The following is a 15831-nucleotide window of genomic DNA, read 5'->3' as shown; positions in this document are numbered from 1 at the left end:
CGGGAGCCACAGTTATGGCTCCCAAGCAGGGCATTGCCTTATCGGCGAAGGTAAGATACGGTCAGGAGGCAGTCGCAGAAGAAGATGTCTTGGCCTCCGTGTCAGAAGACCCCTTAGCTGGCGACTTGCTCCCCTTCTCGGCGGCAGGCTTTTCAGACTGGCTTTGAGCTACCTCGCGCTTAGCCACTAACTCAATGGCTACCATGGCTGCAGTATCCCCCACCCGACGCCGAGTCTTGATCAGACGCGTGTACCCACCCTGGCGTCCGGCAAACCGTCCGGCCACATCGTCGAACAACTTGGACACCACGGCCTTGCTGCGAAGAAACCCAAGGGCGCGTCGCCGCGCTGGCAAGTCGCCCTGCTTCCCAAGAGTGATCATCCGATCCGTGAAGCTGCGGATCTCTTTGGCCTTGGCTTCGGTCGTCTCGATCCGCTCATGCTCGAGCAAGGATGTGACCAAACTCCGGAACAGCGCCCGCCGATGATTGGTATTTCGACCTAGCTGCCTGCCTCGCTTTCTATGACGCACGGCTCCCTCTCTTTCAGCCTTCGTGCTTCGCGCTGGATTCCGCAGCCGAGACCGAGTCCAGCTTCATACCCAGGCTTAGCCCCATCTCGGCCAGGATTTCTTTGATCTCGTTCAACGACTTCTTCCCGAAATTCTTGGTCTTGAGCATTTCCATTTCGGTCTTCTGCACCAGATCCGCGATCGTCTTGATGTTCGCGTTCTTGAGGCAATTGGCGGCCCGGACGGACAGCTCCAGTTCATTCACGCTCCGGAAGAGATTCTTGTTGATCTCTCTCCGTTCATCGTCCTTGCGCGCCTGCGGAGCGGCTTCCCCCTGCTCTTCTGGATGGATGAAGATGGTCAGGTGATCCCGCAGAATACCGGCGGCCGTAGACAACGCGTCCTGAGGCGTAATGCTGCCGTCGGTCCAGACCTCCAGTAGCAGCTTGTCATAATCCGTCACCCGACCCACCCGCGCATTTTCGACGTGGAAGTTGACCCGTTTCACGGGAGAATAGATCGAGTCCACCGCGACAACCCCGATGGGCAAGCCCTCTTCCTTGTTGCGCTCCGCCGGCACATAGCCGCGCCCCGGACTGATCACCAACTCCATATCAAGCGTGGCTTCCTTGTCCAGAGTCGCAATGTGCAAATCCCTGTTCAGAACGATCAGATCCGCATCATGGATAATATCCGACCCCTTGGCCTCGCCCGGCCCCTTCTTGCGCAGCCGCACGGTCTTTGGTTTGTCCGTATGCAGTTTGAAACGGAGGCCCTTTACATTGAGAATGATGGCGGTCACATCCTCCGTTACACCGGGAATCGTCGAAAACTCGTGCAAGACCCCTTCGATCCGCACGGTTGTCACCGCCGCGCCGGTGAGAGAGGACAACAACACCCTCCGGAGCGAATTGCCGATGGTCGTCCCGAACCCCCGCTCAAACGGTTCGGCCGTGAACTTTCCGTAGACCGTCGACAGCGTGTCCTTCTCGGCTTCGACCCGAATCGGGACTTGGAAGTCCTTCATTGCCTTGATCATAGTCCCCCCTTACCGCATCCGCCTGACCAGCAGGCCTGGAGGCCGCCATGCGCGGCCTGCGACCATGGCCAGGTCTTCGCTATCTGGAATATAATTCGACGACCAATTGTTCATTGACCGGCAACTGAATTTCCTCTTTCGTCGGAATCCCGCGGACAGTCCCCTTGAATGCGGCACGCTCCAGCTCCAGCCATGCGGGAATCCCACGCCCTTCCACTGCGTCCAGGGCGGCCAGGACAGACACGATCTCGCGGCTCTTTGGCCGAACCTCGACGACATCCCCGGCCTTGACCGTATAGGACGCCACGTCGGTTTTTCTCCCGTTGACCAACAAATGCCCATGGTTGACCAACTGCCGCGCCTCTTTACGAGAGGAGGCAAACCCCAGCCGGTAGACCACATTGTCGAGGCGGCACTCCAGCAGCTTCAGCAGATGGTCTCCTGTAATGCCGGTGCGTCGTTCTGCGCGACCGAACACGCCACGAAACTGACTCTCCTGCAGCCCATAGATGCGACGCAGTTTTTGCTTTTCGCGCAACTGTGCACTGTACTCGGAGATGCGCTGTCGCCCCTGCCCATGCTGCCCAGGCGGATAGCTCCGGCGCTCGATCGCGCACTTTTCGGTCATACACCTCGTGCCTTTGAGAAACAGCTTTTCGCCTTCTCGCCGACACAGCCGACAGACAGGGCCTCTGTACTTCGCCACTGCGGTTCTCCTTCTCTTCTGCGCCTATACGCGCCGCCGCTTGGGCGGCCGGCAACCATTGTGCGGGATCGGCGTGACATCCCGGATCAGATTAATCCGCAGACCTGCTGCCTGCAGGGATCGGATCGCAGACTCCCGCCCAGAGCCTGGACCATTCACATACACGTCCACCTGCCGCATCCCATGCTCCATCGCCTTCTTGGCTGCCGCTTCGCCAGCCTTCTGTGCCGCAAACGGGGTGCTCTTACGCGACCCCTTGAACTGCTGGCTCCCGGCGCTGGCCCACACCACCGAATTCCCGCTCATGTCGGTGATCGTGACAATCGTGTTATTGAAAGACGCCTGGATGTGTGCGATCCCGCTTTGGACCACCTTCCGCTCTTTCTTCTTGCCCTTCTTGACGCTCATGCTGGTATCCTCTCAGTTCCCATCAGACTCCGCTACGCTCCGCTGGAGGCCCCGGATGGTTTGCGGGCTTTTCCCATCGACGCCCGTCGTCCCTTCCTGGTCCGCGCGTTGGTCTTCGTTCGTTGCCCTCGAACCGGGAGGCTTTTTCGATGCCGAAGACCTCGGTAGGTTCCCGTGTCGACCAAGCGCTTGATATTCATCGAGACCTCTTTACGAAGGTCTCCTTCGACCTTGTGATCCCGCTCGATGATTTCACGGAGCTTGACGATCTCGTCCTCGCTCAGATCCTTCACGCGGGTTGCGCCTTCCACCCCGGCTTTCTTGACGACCTGCGCAGCGGTTGTGCGCCCGATCCCGAAGACATAGGTCAGCCCGATGTCTACCCGCTTTTCTCTCGGCAAATCCACTCCGGCGATCCGAGCCATAATCCCCCCTCGACGCGCGTCCGATTGAGCCTAACCTTGACGTTGTTTGTGTCGCGGATTCTCGCAGAGCACCCGCACGACTCCTCGCCGGCGAATGACCTTGCACTTCGAACAAATGGGCTTGACGGACGATTTGACTTTCATAGGTATTCCCCGTGAATCACTTGAACCGGTAGGTGATGCGCCCACGCGTCAGGTCGTATGGAGACATCTCCACCGTCACCTTGTCGCCCGGCAAGATCCGAATAAAATGCATCCGCATCTTGCCTGAAATATGGGCGAGGATCACGTGATCATTGTCCAACTTCACCCGAAACATGGCGTTCGGAAGCGTCTCCGCCACGGTTCCCTGCACCTCAATGACATCCTCTTTGGGCATTCGTCCTACAGCTTCGTTAAAATCCGCGCCTGGCCCTCAGCCTGGATCGCGATAGTATGCTCAAAGTGGGCAGACAAGCTGCCGTCTTTGGTGACCGCCGTCCATTGGTCGTCCAAAACACGCACGCCGCTCTGGCCCATATTGACCATCGGCTCGATCGCCAGCACCATCCCGACTTGCAGACGTGGCCCCTGCCCCGGCTTCCCATAGTTCGGGACTTGTGGCTCCTCGTGCAACTGGCGTCCAATACCGTGGCCGACGAAGTCGGTCACGACCGAAAAGCCGGCCGCCTCGGCATGTTGCTGGACGGCATGGGAAATGTCGGACAGCCGGTTTCCGACCCGTGCTTGCTCGATCCCCTTGTAGAGTGCTTCCTCCGTCACGCGCAACAACTCGGCCACCTTCGGAGAAATCGCCCCCACCGGCACCGTCATGGCCGCATCCCCGTAGAACCCCTCCACGATGGCACCTAGATCCAGCCCGATGATATCTCCGTCCTTCAACATCCTCCTCGAGGAGGGAATCCCATGTACGACCTGATCGTTGACCGATGCGCAGAGCGTCTTCGGGTAGCTCCGATAGCCTTTGAAGGCCGGAATCCCGCCCCGTGAACGGATATGCTCTTCCGCGATGCGATCCAAGTCTTCCGTGGTGATGCCCGGGCGAACCGCTTGTTTCAAGGCCTGCAACGTCTCGGCCACGACTTTCGACGCCCTGGCCATAATCGCAATCTCCTCGGGCGTCTTGAGGATGATCACGCCAGGCCTTGCGCCGCCAACACGTTCAACAACCGCCCCTGCACCTCATCGATCGGCCCCGTACCGTCCAAATCCGAGAGAAGCCCGCGCTGACGATAGTAGGCGATCAAGGGCGCTGTCTGCTCTTCATAGACGTTCAGCCGGGTCTCCACGGCCTCCTTACGATCGTCGCTACGCTGGACCAATGTGCTCTTGCACTGGTCGCACACCCCCTCGATCTTGGGTGGCGCAAAATCGACGTGAAAGACCGCCTGGCACTTCGGGCAGCTGCGCCGCCCGCTCAGGCGCCGCACCACATCGGTTCGCGGCACCACGACATTGAGCACCCGATCAAGCGACTTCCCACTTGCGCCAAGAATCGCGGCCAGTTCCTCGGCTTGCCCGACCGTACGGGGGAAGCCATCCAGCAGGAACCCTCCAGCACAACCGGGCTCCGCCAATTTCGCCTTCACAATGCCCACCACGACCGAATCCGGAACGAGCTTGCCCTGATCCATGCAAGCCTTGGCCTCGAGACCCAGCGGCGTCTGGTTCCTGACCGCCTCCCGCAGGATATCGCCGGTCGAAATCTTCGGCAGACGAAATCGGGCTGCAATTCGCTCGGCCTGAGTTCCCTTGCCGACGCCAGGCGCACCGAGAAAGACAAGCCGCATCAGTACACCCTACCCACTACGCCCGCGCAGCTTGCCCTTGGCGAGGAACCCCTCGTAGTTTCGCATCAACATATGCGATTCGATTTGCTGCGCTGTGTCCAAACCAACGCCGATCACAATCAATAGCGAGGTGCCGCCAAAATAAAAGGGCACGTTCAGTTTGTAAATCAAGAACTCGGGAACAACGCAGACCGCAGCCAGGTAGATCGAGCCGGCCGTCGTAATCCTGGTCAGTACGTTATAAATATAGTCCGAGGTCCGCTGCCCAGGCCTGATGCCGGGAATAAAGCCCCCGTACTTTTTCATGTTGTCAGCCATATCCACGGGGTTCAACACCACCGCTGTATAGAAAAAACAAAAGAACACGATCAGGCTCACATAGAGGACCGTGTACAACAGCGAACCGGGCGACAACTGGGCGCCGATCGATTGCACCCAGGGCACCTGGATGAACCCGGCGATCGTCGCGGGAAACGCGATGATCGACGAGGCGAAAATCGGCGGAATCACCCCGGCTGTATTGATCTTCAACGGGATATGGGTGCTCTGGCCTCCATACACCCGCCGCCCGATAACCCGCTTGGCATACTGCACCGGCACCTTGCGCCGCCCGCTCTCGAGAAACACGATAGCTCCGATGACGCCCAGCATGACGAAGACCAAAGCCACGAGCAGCAGAAAGCTCAATTGGCCGACCTGATAGAGGTCGAAAGTCTGGGCCACGGCCGCCGGCAACCGAGCCACAATGCCGGCGAAGATGATCAGAGAAATACCATTGCCGATCCCGCGCTCGGTGATCTGCTCCCCCAGCCACATCAAAAAGGCCGTGCCGGCCGTCAGGGTGATGACCGTCATGAGACGGAACGACCAGCCTGGATTCAACACGAAAGCGCCCTGATTCATCCCCTCCAGGCCGACCGCGATCCCAAACCCCTGGATCAACGCAATGCCGATCGTGCCGTAGCGCGTGTACTGGATGATCGTCTTTCGCCCGCGCTCACCCTCCTTGGCCAGCTTGGACAGATGGGGAATCACGACCGTCAACAGCTGCAGAATGATCGACGCGCTGATATAGGGCATGATCCCCAGCGCAAAGATCGTCAGCCGAGACAAAGCCCCGCCAGAAAAAATGTCCAAGAATCCGAGAAGCGACCCCCCCTTTTCAAGCAAAAACTTGGAGAGCTCTTCGTTGTTGATGCCGGGGGTCGGGACATGCGCCCCTACCCGGTAGACCGCCAGCATCGTCAACGTAAACAGGATGCGGGTGCGCAGCTCCGGAATTTTGAAGATGTTCTGAAAGCTGGTGAGGAGTCGTTCAAACACCGCCGATGACCTCAGCCCTCCCGCCGGCAGCCTCGATCTTCGCCACGGCCGACTGACTGAACTTGTGGGCCTGGATCACCACGGCCCGCCCCAACTCCCCTTGGCCGAGAACTTTCACCGGCCGGCGCGTCCGCTTGATGAGCCCGGCATCCACCAACGCCTGAGGTGTGATCGGGTCCACCGTACCCAAGGCCGTCAAGGATTTGAGATTGACGATCGCATACTCGATCCGGAACGGGTTCTGAAACCCGTGCTTGGGGATACGGCGGATCAAAGGCATCTGTCCGCCTTCAAAGCCCGGGCGCTTCCCCCCCCCAGATCGAGCCTTCAACCCCTTATGCCCTTTGGTCGCCGTCTTGCCGTGACCAGAACCGGGCCCGCGTCCAATACGTTTTCGTTTTTTCTTGGCCCCGGGCGTGGGAGCCAGATCATGCAGCTTCATAGTGGCTTGACTTCCAACAGATAGGATACTTTGTGGATCAATCCCCGCACTTGCGGGCTATCGGTTCTCTGCACGGCTTGGCGGATCCGACGCAGCCCCAGACCGCGCAACACCAGGCGGTGCGTATATGGAGTTCCGATCGGGCTCCGCTTGAGCGTGATCGTTAATTGTTGACCTGCCTGAGAAGAACGCTTTGTACTTTTCGTGCTCATGTAGACTACCCTATCTTCTGCAAACCGCTCCGCCGGACGCGGACCACTTCCTCAGGATCACGGAGTTGACAAAGTCCGTCCAGAGTGGCACGGACCGTATTGAAAGGATTGCCACGCCCCAGCGTTTTGGCGATGATGTTGTGGGCTCCCGCCAATTCCACGACGGCCCGGACCGCACCGCCCGCGATAACCCCGGTCCCGGCACCGGCCGGCTTAAGCATCACATGCTCGCCGCCGAAGAGACCATGCACTTCGTGCGGAATCGTCCCCTCTTTCAGCGGCACATGGACCAAGTGTTTCTTGGCCTGTTGCACCGCTTTGGCAATGGCTACCGGCACTTCCGCAGCCTTGCCCTTGCCGATGCCCACCCAGCCCTGGCCATCGCCGACGGCCACCAGCGCGCAAAAATTGAACCGCTTGCCGCCTTTGACGACCTTGGCCACACGGTTAATGAAGACGACTTTGTCCTTCAGGTTCAGTTCTTCTGGGTTGACACGCACGCCGTCACGCTCCTCTCATCTCAAGACAATCAGAATTCAGAATTGCAGGCCGCCCTCGCGGGACGCATCGGCCAGCGCCTTGATCCGACCGTGATAGAGCCGCCCGCCCCGGTCGAACACCACCGTCGCAACCTTCGCGGTCTTGGCCCGATCCGCCAGCAACTTCCCGACAGCTTTGGCCGCTTCGATGGTGCTGGTGGATTTCAACGCTTTTCGCAAAGCGGCATCCAACGTGGAGGCCGCGGCCAGCGTATGGCCCTTCGTGTCATCAATGATCTGGGCGTAAATATGCCCTTTGCTCCGGTAAACGTTCAGCCGAGGGCGGGTGGTTGTTCCAAAAATCCGCTGCCGCACGCGACGCTGCCGGCGCTGTAATTTTTCTCTGGTTTCGGTGGTTTTCATGGCGCTCGCTTATTTCCCGGTCTTCCCTTCTTTCTTGCGGAGCACTTCGCCCGCATACCTGATGCCTTTTTGCTTGTAGACGTCCGGAGGCTTGATCGCACGCAGATCGGCGGCAGCTTGCCCCACCTTCCGCTTGTCGATTCCCTTGACGGTAACGATGGTCTGCTTGTCGACCTTGGCCTCGATGCCCTTCGGAACGTTGTAGACGACTGGATTGACATAACCGACGCTCACGCTAAGCGTCTGCCCTTGCAGTTGGGCTTTGTAGCCCACACCGGTAATCTCCAGCGTCCGCTCGTAGCCCTTGGTCACCCCGACGATCATGTTGCTGATTTCGGCCCGCGTCAGCCCGTGCAATGCCCGCAGCTTCGGATCATTGCCCGCCCGGTTGGCCTGCACCTGGCCGTCCGCCACCGCGACATCCACCCCCGGCTCGAGCGTCCACTCCAGACGGCCCAGCGGTCCCTTGACAGACACCAACCGGTCCGTCACTTTTACCTCCACTCCGGAAGGAATGGAAACTGGTTTTCGACCCAACCGCGACATGATGCTCCTCGACAGCTCGCTTGTCTTATGTTCTGGCCGAACGCCTCAGCCGGTTTACCAGATGTAACACAGGACTTCGCCACCCAAGCTGGCCTTACGGGCCTCTTGATCGGTCAGCAAGCCCTTTGATGTGGAGAGAATGGACAATCCCATTCCGCCCATGACCGACTTGACGTTGCGCTTGCCGGCATAAACCCGCTTGCCCGGCTTGCTGATCCGCGACATCCCGGTGATCACCGGCTTACCTTCTTCCACGTAGCGCAACTGCACTCGAAAGGCCGGGTGCCCATCCGTGGTCGCAGATTCGTAGCCCGCGATGAACCCCTCCGACTGCATCACGCGCAGGAGTTCTTTCTTCAGCTTCGAGGCGGGCACCGTGACCGTTTCGTGCCCCCGCCGCGCGCCATTTTGAATTCGGACCAGCAGGTCCGCGATCGGATCCGTCATCATTGTGTCAACTCCACGTCTCGTAAACGCACGTTCCGCCCACGGTGTGAAACCCGAGGGCACCAGCCGGCCCGCAGGACGGCTACCAACTCGACTTCGTCACCCCTGGAATTTCGCCCCGCAGACTCAACAGGCGAAAGCAGATTCTGCACATCTTGAATCGCCGCAAAAACCCGCCTCCTCGTCCGCAGAGGGGGCACCGGTTGTAATCTCTGACCTTGAATTTCGATTTGGCGGCCGCTTTGTTCCGCAGGGCTTTACGTGACACGCATCCTCTCCTTCGCCAGCAAGTCGTCTCGTCAGACTCTGAAGGGCATCCCAAAGTGACGCAGCAAAGCCTTGCCTTCGTCGTTCGTCCTAGCCGTGGTAACGATAGTGATATCCATCCCGTGGATGGAGGCCACGCTGTCATACTTGATCTCCGGGAAGATCAGCTGTTCCTTCAGCCCCAGCGTGTAGTTGCCGCGACCGTCAAAGGCCTTTGGCGAAACGCCACGAAAGTCGCGGATCCGGGGCAGGGCCACGCTGACGAGCCGGTCCAAGAACTCGTACATCCGATCGTTGCGCAGGGTGACCTTGGCCCCAATCGGCATGCCCTGCCTGAGTTTGAAGCCCGCGATCGCTTTCTTGGCCTTAGTCACGACCGGCCTCTGTCCGGAGATGACCCCCAGTTCGGTGGTCGCGCTTTCCAGCAACTTGACATTCTGAATGGCTTCGCCCATGCCGACGTTCAACACAATCCGCTCCAGCTTGGGCACTTGCATTGGGTTCTTATACCCGAACTCCTTCATCAGAGCCGGGATTACCTGTTCACGATACGTATCCTTCAGCCTGGGAGGCAACTTAGGACCGGACGACTTTGCAGCCGGAGCCTTTTTTTCTTCCGTTGACTCTTTGGCCGCGGGCGCCGCCTCTTTTTTCGGCGGCTTCACAACCGGCTTCTTACCCGCGCTCTTGTCGCTGCCGCCCTTCTCGCTCTTTGCCATGATCCTTTTTCCTACGCCTTATTCGATGACCGCCTGGTCCTTTCGGGAAATCCGCACCTTGCTCCCATCGGGCAAGGTCTTGATCCCGAGACGTACCGGCTTTTGAAGGGTCGTGCTGTAAAACATGACATTGGAGATGGCGATAGGGGCCTCGCGCTCAAGAATCCCCCCCTGTCTGGTCTTTTGATTGGGTTTCGTATGGCGCTTGACGATATTGAGTTTTTCCACCGTCACCCGCGCACGCTCGCGATCGACGGTGAGAACCTTCCCCGTCTTGCCACGCTCGCGCCCGGCGATCACCACCACGGTATCGCCCTTCTTGATTTTCGTCTTGATCGGTCCCTGATTCGGCATGATCCTCTATTTCCGTCCTTAGAGCACTTCCGGAGCCAACGAGATGATCTTCATAAACTTCTTCCAGCGCAGTTCCCTGGCCACCGGGCCGAAGATACGGGTGCCGATAGGCTCACCCTGGGCGTTGATCAGCACGCAGGCGTTGCGGTCAAATTTGATGTAAGAGCCGTCTTCCCGGCGCACACCCTTGGTTGTCCGAACGATCACCGCCTTGCTCACGTCCCCCTTCTTGACCGTGGCTTGCGGGATGGCTTCCTTCACGGCCACCACCACGATGTCTCCGAGGGAGCCGTATCGCCGCCTCGAGCCACCCAAGACATGGAAACACATGACCTGCTTGGCCCCGGAGTTGTCGGCCACATCCATGTAACTGTAATTCTGAATCATGACGGTTCCTTACCGGCGATCCAGCCCGAGACTACTCCGGCTGCCCCCGCTCCACGATTTCGACCACACGCCAATGCTTGTCTTTGCTGATCGGCCTCGTCTCGACGAGACGGACCCGGTCCCCCACCTTGCAGCTATTCTGCTCATCGTGGGCCTTCAACCTGGTGACGCGGCGCAGCACTTTGCGATAGATCGGATGGGACACAAATCGATCCACTGCCACCACGACCGTCTTGTTCATCTTGTTGCTGACGACGTTGCCGACCCACTCCCGCCGTTTTTCGGACTTCCCCTGCATGGTCATGATCCCTCGCGCGCGCCACCGGACCCGCCGGCTGCGGTTTTCTGGTGCAGGATGGTCTTCACCCGCGCCAAGTCGCGGCGGGTCTGGCGAATCTTCATGGGATTCTCAACCCGTCCGGTCGCGAGCTGGAAGCGCAAGTTAAAGACTTCCTGCTTGAGCTGCTTTTCCTTCTCAGCCAACTCGGCCGGCTCCATCCCTCTTAGATCTTTCACATCCATCACAGCAACCCCATTCCTTCCGAACAAGCCCTAGAACGCCCCGCGGGCCACAAACTTGGTGGCGATCGGCAGCTTGTACGCAGCCAGTTTCAGCGCCTCTTCCGCCACCTCTTTGGTGACCCCATCCATCTCGTAGAGGATTCGCCCTGGCTTGACTACGGCCACCCAATATTCCGGGTTGCCCTTTCCCTTACCCATCCGAGTTTCGGCTGGCTTCTTGGTGATGGGCTTGTCCGGGAAAATTCTTGTCCAGACCTGCCCACCACGCTTCACGTGTCGCGTGATGGCAATGCGGGCCGCCTCAATCTGACGGCTGGTGATCCGCCCCGGCTCCAAAGCCTTAAGCCCGAATTCGCCCAGAGTCACCTGGCCGCCGCGGTACGCCTTCCCCCGCATCCGCCCCTTTTGCATCTTCCTGAACTTGACTTTCTTCGGTGCAAGCACGGATCTGCCCCCTTAAGACTGCTGCTTATCGCTCCTGCCGGCGCTCGAACCCAACTTCGGCCTTTTCCGGTTGCACCGGAGGAGTCTCACCCCTGTAGATCCAGGTCTTGACCCCGATCTGGCCCATGGTCGTATGCGCTTCCGCAAATCCAAAATCAATGTAGGCCCGCAGCGTATGGAGCGGCACACGCCCCTCCCTGTACCACTCGGTCCTGGCAATTTCCGCCCCACCCAGGCGTCCGGCACAGGTCACCCGAATGCCCTGAGCGCCCAGCCGTAACGCAGCCGCCACACTGCGCTTCATGGCCCGCCGAAACGCGACTCGCTTTTCCAATTGGACGGCGATGTTCTCGCTGACCAATTGAGCGTCCAGTTCAGGCTTCTTGATTTCCTTCACGGTGATATACACCTGGGTCCCGTACTGTTTTTCCAGCATCGCCTTCAACTTGTCGACTTCCGCACCCTTGCGCCCGATGATAATCCCCGGCCTGGCTGTGTGGATAATCACCCGAGTCTGATCCCCAGACCGTTCGATCTCCACTTTCGCCACTCCGGCATGGTAGAGCTTCGCTTTGACCACCTTGCGAATCTGAATATCCTGGTGCAGGAGCTTGGCAAAGTCCTTATCCGCATACCACCGCGAACTCCACGTCCTGGTATACCCTAAGCGATACCCAACCGGGTGCGTCTTGTGTCCCATAACCTCCCGTTGACCCCTTTTCTCGTCTGCGGCTCGCTTACGGTTTCGCCGTGACTTCTGGCGCGGACACGATCAGCGTAATGTGGCTCGTCCGCTTATGGATAGAATTAGCCCGTCCCATGGACCGGGCCCGAAACCGCTTGTAGGTCGGCCCGCAATCCACGTAGGCACGCGAGACCCACAAGGACTCGCTGTCCCCCAATTCCTTTTGTTCCGCATTCGCCACCGCCGAGCGAAGGATCTTCTCCACGACCTTTGCCGCGGCCCGCGGGGTATATTTCAACAGGCTCAGCGCCTGCGGCACCCGCTGCCCGCGGATCATGTCTACCACAGCCCGGGCCTTCCTCGGGGCCACACGCACAAACCTTAGAATCGCTTTTGCCTCAGCCATGACTGCACTCCCGTCCTACTTCAACGCGACCGCTTTTTCTGTTCTTGCCGCCCCATGCCCCTTGAAGAAGCGCGTCGGCGCAAACTCACCCAACTTGTGTCCGACCATATTTTCGGTGACAAAAACAGGGATAAACTTCTTGCCGTTGTGCACCGCGAACGTGTGACCGATCATGTCGGGCACGACGGTCGAGCGTCGAGACCACGTCTTGATGATCTTCCGGTCCTTGGTCTCATTCTGTCTTTCCACCTTTTCGAGCAGGTGGGCATCCACAAAAGGCCCTTTGCTGACTGATCTGGGCATCGACGTCTCCTCGGATCTCGACTACCGCACGCCCCGCTTCCGACGGGTGATGATAAACTTATCCGTGCGCTTGTTCTGCCTGGTCTTGTATCCCTTGGTCGGGAGCCCCCACGGCGACACAGGATGGGGATTGCCTTGGCCCGACTTGCCCTCGCCGCCCCCGTGGGGGTGATCGACCGGGTTCATCACGACACCGCGAACGTGCGGGCGCTTCGCACGCCAGCGGGACCGGCCTGCCTTACCTACTGTTTCATTTTCATGGTCCAGATTGCCCACCTGTCCCACCGTCGCCATGCAGGTGGCCAGGATGCGTCGCATTTCTCCGGACTTAAGGCGAACCTGGGCATAGAGCCCATCCCTCCCCATCACCTGCGCAAATCCTCCAGCACTGCGGATTAACTGACCGCCCTTGCCTGGCTTCAACTCGATATTATGGATCGTTGTTCCCAGAGGCATGCTCGCCAATGGCAGGGCATTGCCAGGCTTCACTTCGGCGGCCGGCCCGGATTGCACGAGGTCCCTCACCGCGAGGCCCTGGGGGGCCAAGATATAGCGCTTTTCCCCATCCGCGTAATGCAGAAGCGCAATGCGAGCTGAGCGGTTCGGATCGTATTCGATCGCCGCGACTTTGGCGGGAATGCCAACCTTGTCCCGCTTAAAATCAATCGTCCGATAAAGCCGCTTGTGCCCACCCCCACGAAACCGGATGGTCATTCGGCCATCGTTATTCCGACCGCCGGAACGGATGTGGAACTTGGTAAGGCCCTTCTCCGACTTTTTCTTGCTCAGCCCCTCTCCGGTGACGGCGGTCATCCCGCGGCGCCCCGGTGAGGTCGGTCGATATTGCTTCAGTCCCATAACGTTCCCCAGCTCTCAGCTATTCGTTATCAGCCCCTTCAGGATCAGCTACGCGCTCTCGTACAATTCCAACTTCTCGCCTTCCTTCAGGGTCACAATCGCCTTCTTCCAGTCCGGCCGCTTCCCGGAGAACCGCCCCAGGCGCTTGGTTTTGCCCATAATGTTCAGGATGTTCACCTTCGCAACCTTCACATTCAAAGCCGCTTCCACCGCCCGCTTAACCTCAATCCGATTTGCGTCCCGCCGGACCAGGAATCCTACCTTGTTGGCGCCTTCCCGCATCGCCGTGATCTTTTCCGTCAGCAAGGGCTGGACGAGAACATCATGCGCGGTTCGCTTCATGACCAGGCCTCCTGAATGCGCGCCACTTCACGCTCAAGAATCACGATCACGTTGTATCGGAGCACGTCGTAGACATTGAGCTGCTCCGGCTTGACCAGCTTGACTCCGGTCAGGTTCCGCGCGGCCCGCTCCAAGTCCAGACGGCCCTCACCGACCACGATCAACGTCTTGGCGGAAAGCCCCAACTGCGCCAACGTCTTCGCCAAAAGCTTGGTCTTCGGCTTCTCGATCGTCAGATCGGAGACGACCACTATCTCTCCCGCGGCCAGCTTGGCCGAAAGTGCGCTCCGGAGCGCACCATGATACTTCTTTTTTGGCATCGCATAGTCATAGCGGCGCGGCTTCGGACCAAAGACGCTTCCGCCATGCCGCCATACAGGCGACCGGATGGAGCCGGCCCGCGCACGGCCCGTATGCTTCTGCTTCCAGGGCTTCTTCCCCGACCCACTGACTTCACCGCGCCGGAGAGTGGAGGCCGTCCCTTGCCTGGCCGATGCTTGCTGCATCACCACCGCCTCATGCACCAAGGACCCATCAATGTCGGCCCCGAACAGGCTTGCATGGAGTTCCACCTTCCCGACTTTTTTCTTCTGGCTGTCCACTACGTCTACGGTCGGCATCGTCTAGCCCTTCTTCGACTTTCTGACGGTCAGGATCCCGCCGGTCGCACCAGGCACAGCGCCGCTGACGAAAAGCAAATTCTCATCCGGCCGAGCCTCAATCACCTTTAAGCGCTGGATGGTGACTCGCTCGCTCCCCATGTGCCCCGGCAGGGTCTTGCCCTTCCACACCCTGGACGGATAGGAGCTACTCCCGATGGACCCCGGCGCACGGTGAAACATAGACCCATGCGTTTCCGGTCCGCCGCGATAATTGTGGCGCTTCATCACGCCTTGAAATCCCTTGCCCTTCGAAATTCCTTCCACATCAACCCACTCGCCCTTCTGGAATAGGTCTGCCTTGAGTATTTGGCCAACCTGAGCGTCGCCGAGCTTCTTGAATTCCCGCAAATGGCGGGAAGCCGGGATCTGCTGCTTCTTGAGATGCCCCAACTCGGCTTTCGTGAGCTTCCGCTCCGGAACCTCCTCGAACGTCAATTGGACGGCTTCATACCCTTGCTGGTCGCGCGTCCGCACCGCCGAGACTCGACAGGGCCCAGCTTCGATCACCGTGACCGGAATCAGCCGCCCTTCCGCGTCATAGATCTGCGTCATTCCCAGCTTTTTTCCAAGCAACCCGTTTGTCATAATACGCTCGCCATCAGCTTTTAGCTTTCAGCGGTCAGCTTCGGAACCCCTCTCACATCCAGGCCCACAGCTGATCGCTGAGAGTTGATCGCTCAGAGTTTAATTTCCACGTCTACGCCGGCCGCCAGATTCAACTTCATCAGCGCATCCATCGTCTCCGGCGTCGGCTCCATGATATCCATCAACCGCTTATGCGTTCTGATTTCAAATTGCTCGCGCGACTTCTTGTCGACGTGGGTGGAACGCTGGACCGTAAACTTCTCGATGCGCGTGGGCAACGGGATGGGCCCGGCCACCTTGGCCCCGCTACGCTTGACGGTCTCCACAATCTCGGCTACCGACTGGTCCAAAACCCGGTAGTCGAACCCCTTCAATCTGATCCTGATGCGCTGATCCACCTTCACCACGTTTGTCTCCTCGCGGCCCTATGCCAGGATTTCAGTGACGACGCCGGAGCCGACGGTCTTGCCGCCCTCGCGCACCGCAAACCGCAACCCCTGGTCCATGGCGATCGGCGAAATCAGCTCCGCCGTCACCGACACGTTA

The 15831-nt window shown here is 59.2% G+C and carries 32 protein-coding genes; all 32 read right to left on the bottom strand.

The window, feature by feature from the left end:
- Window positions 1–61: 61 nt before the first annotated feature.
- On the bottom strand, window positions 62–532 hold the full coding sequence (locus EPO61_11575) for a 50S ribosomal protein L17 (GenBank protein ID TAJ07765.1): 471 nt from the start codon (window positions 530–532) through the stop codon (window positions 62–64).
- Between the two features lie 13 nt (window positions 533–545).
- Window positions 546–1550, bottom strand: a complete 1005-nt coding sequence (locus EPO61_11570) for a DNA-directed RNA polymerase subunit alpha (GenBank protein ID TAJ07764.1) — start codon at window positions 1548–1550, stop codon at window positions 546–548.
- Window positions 1551–1629: 79 nt separating this feature from the next.
- Window positions 1630–2256, bottom strand: coding sequence for a 30S ribosomal protein S4 (locus EPO61_11565; GenBank protein TAJ07763.1), 627 nt, complete (start codon window positions 2254–2256; stop codon window positions 1630–1632).
- A 24-nt stretch (window positions 2257–2280) separates the two neighbouring features.
- Entirely contained in the window at window positions 2281–2664 is a 384-nt protein-coding gene (locus EPO61_11560; GenBank protein TAJ07762.1) for a 30S ribosomal protein S11, read from the bottom strand.
- A gap of 32 nt (window positions 2665–2696) precedes the next feature.
- Window positions 2697–3089, bottom strand: a complete 393-nt coding sequence (locus EPO61_11555; protein ID TAJ07761.1) for a 30S ribosomal protein S13 — start codon at window positions 3087–3089, stop codon at window positions 2697–2699.
- Between the two features lie 30 nt (window positions 3090–3119).
- Entirely contained in the window at window positions 3120–3233 is a 114-nt protein-coding gene (locus EPO61_11550) for a 50S ribosomal protein L36 (GenBank protein TAJ07760.1), read from the bottom strand.
- Window positions 3234–3249: 16 nt separating this feature from the next.
- Window positions 3250–3468 (bottom strand): translation initiation factor IF-1, encoded by a 219-nt coding sequence (locus tag EPO61_11545; GenBank protein ID TAJ07759.1) that lies wholly within the window; start codon window positions 3466–3468, stop codon window positions 3250–3252.
- A 5-nt stretch (window positions 3469–3473) separates the two neighbouring features.
- Window positions 3474–4226, bottom strand: a complete 753-nt coding sequence (gene map / locus EPO61_11540) for a type I methionyl aminopeptidase (protein ID TAJ07758.1) — start codon at window positions 4224–4226, stop codon at window positions 3474–3476.
- The gene (locus EPO61_11535) at window positions 4223–4879 is read right to left on the bottom strand and encodes an adenylate kinase (GenBank protein ID TAJ07757.1); all 657 of its coding nucleotides are present in this window, start codon (window positions 4877–4879) and stop codon (window positions 4223–4225) included. The genes map and EPO61_11535 overlap by 4 nt, the downstream gene beginning before the upstream one ends.
- 9 nt (window positions 4880–4888) lie before the next feature.
- Window positions 4889–6202 carry a preprotein translocase subunit SecY gene (gene secY, locus EPO61_11530; protein ID TAJ07756.1) on the bottom strand — a complete coding sequence of 438 codons (1314 nt, stop codon included), beginning with the start codon at window positions 6200–6202 and terminating at the stop codon, window positions 4889–4891.
- Window positions 6195–6644, bottom strand: a complete 450-nt coding sequence (locus tag EPO61_11525; protein ID TAJ07755.1) for a 50S ribosomal protein L15 — start codon at window positions 6642–6644, stop codon at window positions 6195–6197. Before EPO61_11525 ends, secY begins: the two co-directional genes overlap by 8 nt.
- Window positions 6641–6856 (bottom strand): 50S ribosomal protein L30, encoded by a 216-nt coding sequence (locus EPO61_11520; GenBank protein TAJ07754.1) that lies wholly within the window; start codon window positions 6854–6856, stop codon window positions 6641–6643. The genes EPO61_11525 and EPO61_11520 overlap by 4 nt, the downstream gene beginning before the upstream one ends.
- Before the next feature lie 5 nt (window positions 6857–6861).
- Window positions 6862–7356 carry a 30S ribosomal protein S5 gene (locus EPO61_11515; protein ID TAJ07753.1) on the bottom strand — a complete coding sequence of 165 codons (495 nt, stop codon included), beginning with the start codon at window positions 7354–7356 and terminating at the stop codon, window positions 6862–6864.
- 36 nt (window positions 7357–7392) lie between these two features.
- Complete coding sequence (locus EPO61_11510) at window positions 7393–7758, bottom strand: 50S ribosomal protein L18 (protein ID TAJ07752.1); 366 nt, start codon at window positions 7756–7758, stop codon at window positions 7393–7395.
- A gap of 9 nt (window positions 7759–7767) precedes the next feature.
- On the bottom strand, window positions 7768–8304 hold the full coding sequence (locus EPO61_11505) for a 50S ribosomal protein L6 (GenBank protein TAJ07751.1): 537 nt from the start codon (window positions 8302–8304) through the stop codon (window positions 7768–7770).
- Window positions 8305–8358: 54 nt separating this feature from the next.
- Window positions 8359–8754 carry a 30S ribosomal protein S8 gene (locus EPO61_11500; GenBank protein ID TAJ07750.1) on the bottom strand — a complete coding sequence of 132 codons (396 nt, stop codon included), beginning with the start codon at window positions 8752–8754 and terminating at the stop codon, window positions 8359–8361.
- Between the two features lie 79 nt (window positions 8755–8833).
- Window positions 8834–9019: a type Z 30S ribosomal protein S14 gene (locus tag EPO61_11495; protein ID TAJ07749.1), complete on the bottom strand. Its 186-nt coding sequence runs from the start codon at window positions 9017–9019 to the stop codon at window positions 8834–8836.
- Window positions 9020–9050: 31 nt separating this feature from the next.
- Entirely contained in the window at window positions 9051–9737 is a 687-nt protein-coding gene (locus tag EPO61_11490) for a 50S ribosomal protein L5 (GenBank protein ID TAJ07748.1), read from the bottom strand.
- A gap of 18 nt (window positions 9738–9755) precedes the next feature.
- Window positions 9756–10091 carry a 50S ribosomal protein L24 gene (locus tag EPO61_11485; protein TAJ07747.1) on the bottom strand — a complete coding sequence of 112 codons (336 nt, stop codon included), beginning with the start codon at window positions 10089–10091 and terminating at the stop codon, window positions 9756–9758.
- Between the two features lie 18 nt (window positions 10092–10109).
- Window positions 10110–10478, bottom strand: a complete 369-nt coding sequence (locus tag EPO61_11480; protein TAJ07746.1) for a 50S ribosomal protein L14 — start codon at window positions 10476–10478, stop codon at window positions 10110–10112.
- A gap of 31 nt (window positions 10479–10509) precedes the next feature.
- Window positions 10510–10776 carry a 30S ribosomal protein S17 gene (locus tag EPO61_11475; GenBank protein TAJ07745.1) on the bottom strand — a complete coding sequence of 89 codons (267 nt, stop codon included), beginning with the start codon at window positions 10774–10776 and terminating at the stop codon, window positions 10510–10512.
- Window positions 10777–10778: 2 nt separating this feature from the next.
- Window positions 10779–11000, bottom strand: a complete 222-nt coding sequence (locus EPO61_11470; protein TAJ07887.1) for a 50S ribosomal protein L29 — start codon at window positions 10998–11000, stop codon at window positions 10779–10781.
- Between the two features lie 30 nt (window positions 11001–11030).
- Window positions 11031–11444 (bottom strand): 50S ribosomal protein L16, encoded by a 414-nt coding sequence (locus EPO61_11465; GenBank protein TAJ07744.1) that lies wholly within the window; start codon window positions 11442–11444, stop codon window positions 11031–11033.
- 25 nt (window positions 11445–11469) lie between these two features.
- Window positions 11470–12144, bottom strand: a complete 675-nt coding sequence (locus tag EPO61_11460) for a 30S ribosomal protein S3 (protein TAJ07743.1) — start codon at window positions 12142–12144, stop codon at window positions 11470–11472.
- Between the two features lie 37 nt (window positions 12145–12181).
- Complete coding sequence (locus EPO61_11455) at window positions 12182–12535, bottom strand: 50S ribosomal protein L22 (GenBank protein ID TAJ07742.1); 354 nt, start codon at window positions 12533–12535, stop codon at window positions 12182–12184.
- 15 nt (window positions 12536–12550) lie between these two features.
- The gene (locus tag EPO61_11450) at window positions 12551–12838 is read right to left on the bottom strand and encodes a 30S ribosomal protein S19 (protein TAJ07741.1); all 288 of its coding nucleotides are present in this window, start codon (window positions 12836–12838) and stop codon (window positions 12551–12553) included.
- Window positions 12839–12859: 21 nt separating this feature from the next.
- On the bottom strand, window positions 12860–13696 hold the full coding sequence (locus tag EPO61_11445; GenBank protein TAJ07740.1) for a 50S ribosomal protein L2: 837 nt from the start codon (window positions 13694–13696) through the stop codon (window positions 12860–12862).
- Between the two features lie 48 nt (window positions 13697–13744).
- A complete protein-coding gene (locus EPO61_11440; GenBank protein TAJ07739.1) occupies window positions 13745–14038 on the bottom strand; it encodes a 50S ribosomal protein L23 in 294 nt (97 codons plus the stop codon).
- Window positions 14035–14658 carry a 50S ribosomal protein L4 gene (locus tag EPO61_11435; GenBank protein TAJ07738.1) on the bottom strand — a complete coding sequence of 208 codons (624 nt, stop codon included), beginning with the start codon at window positions 14656–14658 and terminating at the stop codon, window positions 14035–14037. Before EPO61_11435 ends, EPO61_11440 begins: the two co-directional genes overlap by 4 nt.
- 3 nt (window positions 14659–14661) lie before the next feature.
- Complete coding sequence (locus EPO61_11430; GenBank protein ID TAJ07737.1) at window positions 14662–15285, bottom strand: 50S ribosomal protein L3; 624 nt, start codon at window positions 15283–15285, stop codon at window positions 14662–14664.
- Between the two features lie 92 nt (window positions 15286–15377).
- The gene (locus EPO61_11425; GenBank protein ID TAJ07886.1) at window positions 15378–15683 is read right to left on the bottom strand and encodes a 30S ribosomal protein S10; all 306 of its coding nucleotides are present in this window, start codon (window positions 15681–15683) and stop codon (window positions 15378–15380) included.
- A gap of 27 nt (window positions 15684–15710) precedes the next feature.
- Window positions 15711–15831 (bottom strand): hypothetical protein (locus EPO61_11420; GenBank protein TAJ07736.1); only part of this gene is annotated, 121 nt, incomplete at its 5' end.

The organism is Nitrospirota bacterium (genome assembly GCA_004296885.1).
Taxonomy (GTDB): Bacteria; Nitrospirota; Nitrospiria; order Nitrospirales; family Nitrospiraceae; genus SYGV01.
Note: the sequence above shows the minus strand (reverse complement) of the source record. Positions and strands in the feature narration are given on the sequence as shown.

Excerpts from the sequence above, each read along its gene's own strand:
- EPO61_11570 (TAJ07764.1), bottom strand. The coding sequence starts at position 1,550 with ATGATCAAGGCAATGAAGGACTTCCAAGTCCCGATTCGGGTCGAAGCC.
- EPO61_11560 (TAJ07762.1), bottom strand. The coding sequence starts at position 2,664 with ATGAGCGTCAAGAAGGGCAAGAAGAAAGAGCGGAAGGTGGTCCAAAGC.
- EPO61_11555 (TAJ07761.1), bottom strand. The coding sequence starts at position 3,089 with ATGGCTCGGATCGCCGGAGTGGATTTGCCGAGAGAAAAGCGGGTAGAC.
- EPO61_11550 (TAJ07760.1), bottom strand. The coding sequence starts at position 3,233 with ATGAAAGTCAAATCGTCCGTCAAGCCCATTTGTTCGAAGTGCAAGGTC.
- EPO61_11545 (TAJ07759.1), bottom strand. The coding sequence starts at position 3,468 with ATGCCCAAAGAGGATGTCATTGAGGTGCAGGGAACCGTGGCGGAGACG.
- EPO61_11535 (TAJ07757.1), bottom strand. The coding sequence starts at position 4,879 with ATGCGGCTTGTCTTTCTCGGTGCGCCTGGCGTCGGCAAGGGAACTCAG.
- EPO61_11525 (TAJ07755.1), bottom strand. The coding sequence starts at position 6,644 with ATGAAGCTGCATGATCTGGCTCCCACGCCCGGGGCCAAGAAAAAACGA.
- EPO61_11520 (TAJ07754.1), bottom strand. The coding sequence starts at position 6,856 with ATGAGCACGAAAAGTACAAAGCGTTCTTCTCAGGCAGGTCAACAATTA.
- EPO61_11510 (TAJ07752.1), bottom strand. The coding sequence starts at position 7,758 with ATGAAAACCACCGAAACCAGAGAAAAATTACAGCGCCGGCAGCGTCGC.
- EPO61_11505 (TAJ07751.1), bottom strand. The coding sequence starts at position 8,304 with ATGTCGCGGTTGGGTCGAAAACCAGTTTCCATTCCTTCCGGAGTGGAG.
- EPO61_11500 (TAJ07750.1), bottom strand. The coding sequence starts at position 8,754 with ATGATGACGGATCCGATCGCGGACCTGCTGGTCCGAATTCAAAATGGC.
- EPO61_11490 (TAJ07748.1), bottom strand. The coding sequence starts at position 9,737 with ATGGCAAAGAGCGAGAAGGGCGGCAGCGACAAGAGCGCGGGTAAGAAG.
- EPO61_11485 (TAJ07747.1), bottom strand. The coding sequence starts at position 10,091 with ATGCCGAATCAGGGACCGATCAAGACGAAAATCAAGAAGGGCGATACC.
- EPO61_11480 (TAJ07746.1), bottom strand. The coding sequence starts at position 10,478 with ATGATTCAGAATTACAGTTACATGGATGTGGCCGACAACTCCGGGGCC.
- EPO61_11475 (TAJ07745.1), bottom strand. The coding sequence starts at position 10,776 with ATGCAGGGGAAGTCCGAAAAACGGCGGGAGTGGGTCGGCAACGTCGTC.
- EPO61_11470 (TAJ07887.1), bottom strand. The coding sequence starts at position 11,000 with ATGGATGTGAAAGATCTAAGAGGGATGGAGCCGGCCGAGTTGGCTGAG.
- EPO61_11460 (TAJ07743.1), bottom strand. The coding sequence starts at position 12,144 with ATGGGACACAAGACGCACCCGGTTGGGTATCGCTTAGGGTATACCAGG.
- EPO61_11455 (TAJ07742.1), bottom strand. The coding sequence starts at position 12,535 with ATGGCTGAGGCAAAAGCGATTCTAAGGTTTGTGCGTGTGGCCCCGAGG.
- EPO61_11450 (TAJ07741.1), bottom strand. The coding sequence starts at position 12,838 with ATGCCCAGATCAGTCAGCAAAGGGCCTTTTGTGGATGCCCACCTGCTC.
- EPO61_11445 (TAJ07740.1), bottom strand. The coding sequence starts at position 13,696 with ATGGGACTGAAGCAATATCGACCGACCTCACCGGGGCGCCGCGGGATG.
- EPO61_11440 (TAJ07739.1), bottom strand. The coding sequence starts at position 14,038 with ATGAAGCGAACCGCGCATGATGTTCTCGTCCAGCCCTTGCTGACGGAA.
- EPO61_11435 (TAJ07738.1), bottom strand. The coding sequence starts at position 14,658 with ATGCCGACCGTAGACGTAGTGGACAGCCAGAAGAAAAAAGTCGGGAAG.
- EPO61_11430 (TAJ07737.1), bottom strand. The coding sequence starts at position 15,285 with ATGACAAACGGGTTGCTTGGAAAAAAGCTGGGAATGACGCAGATCTAT.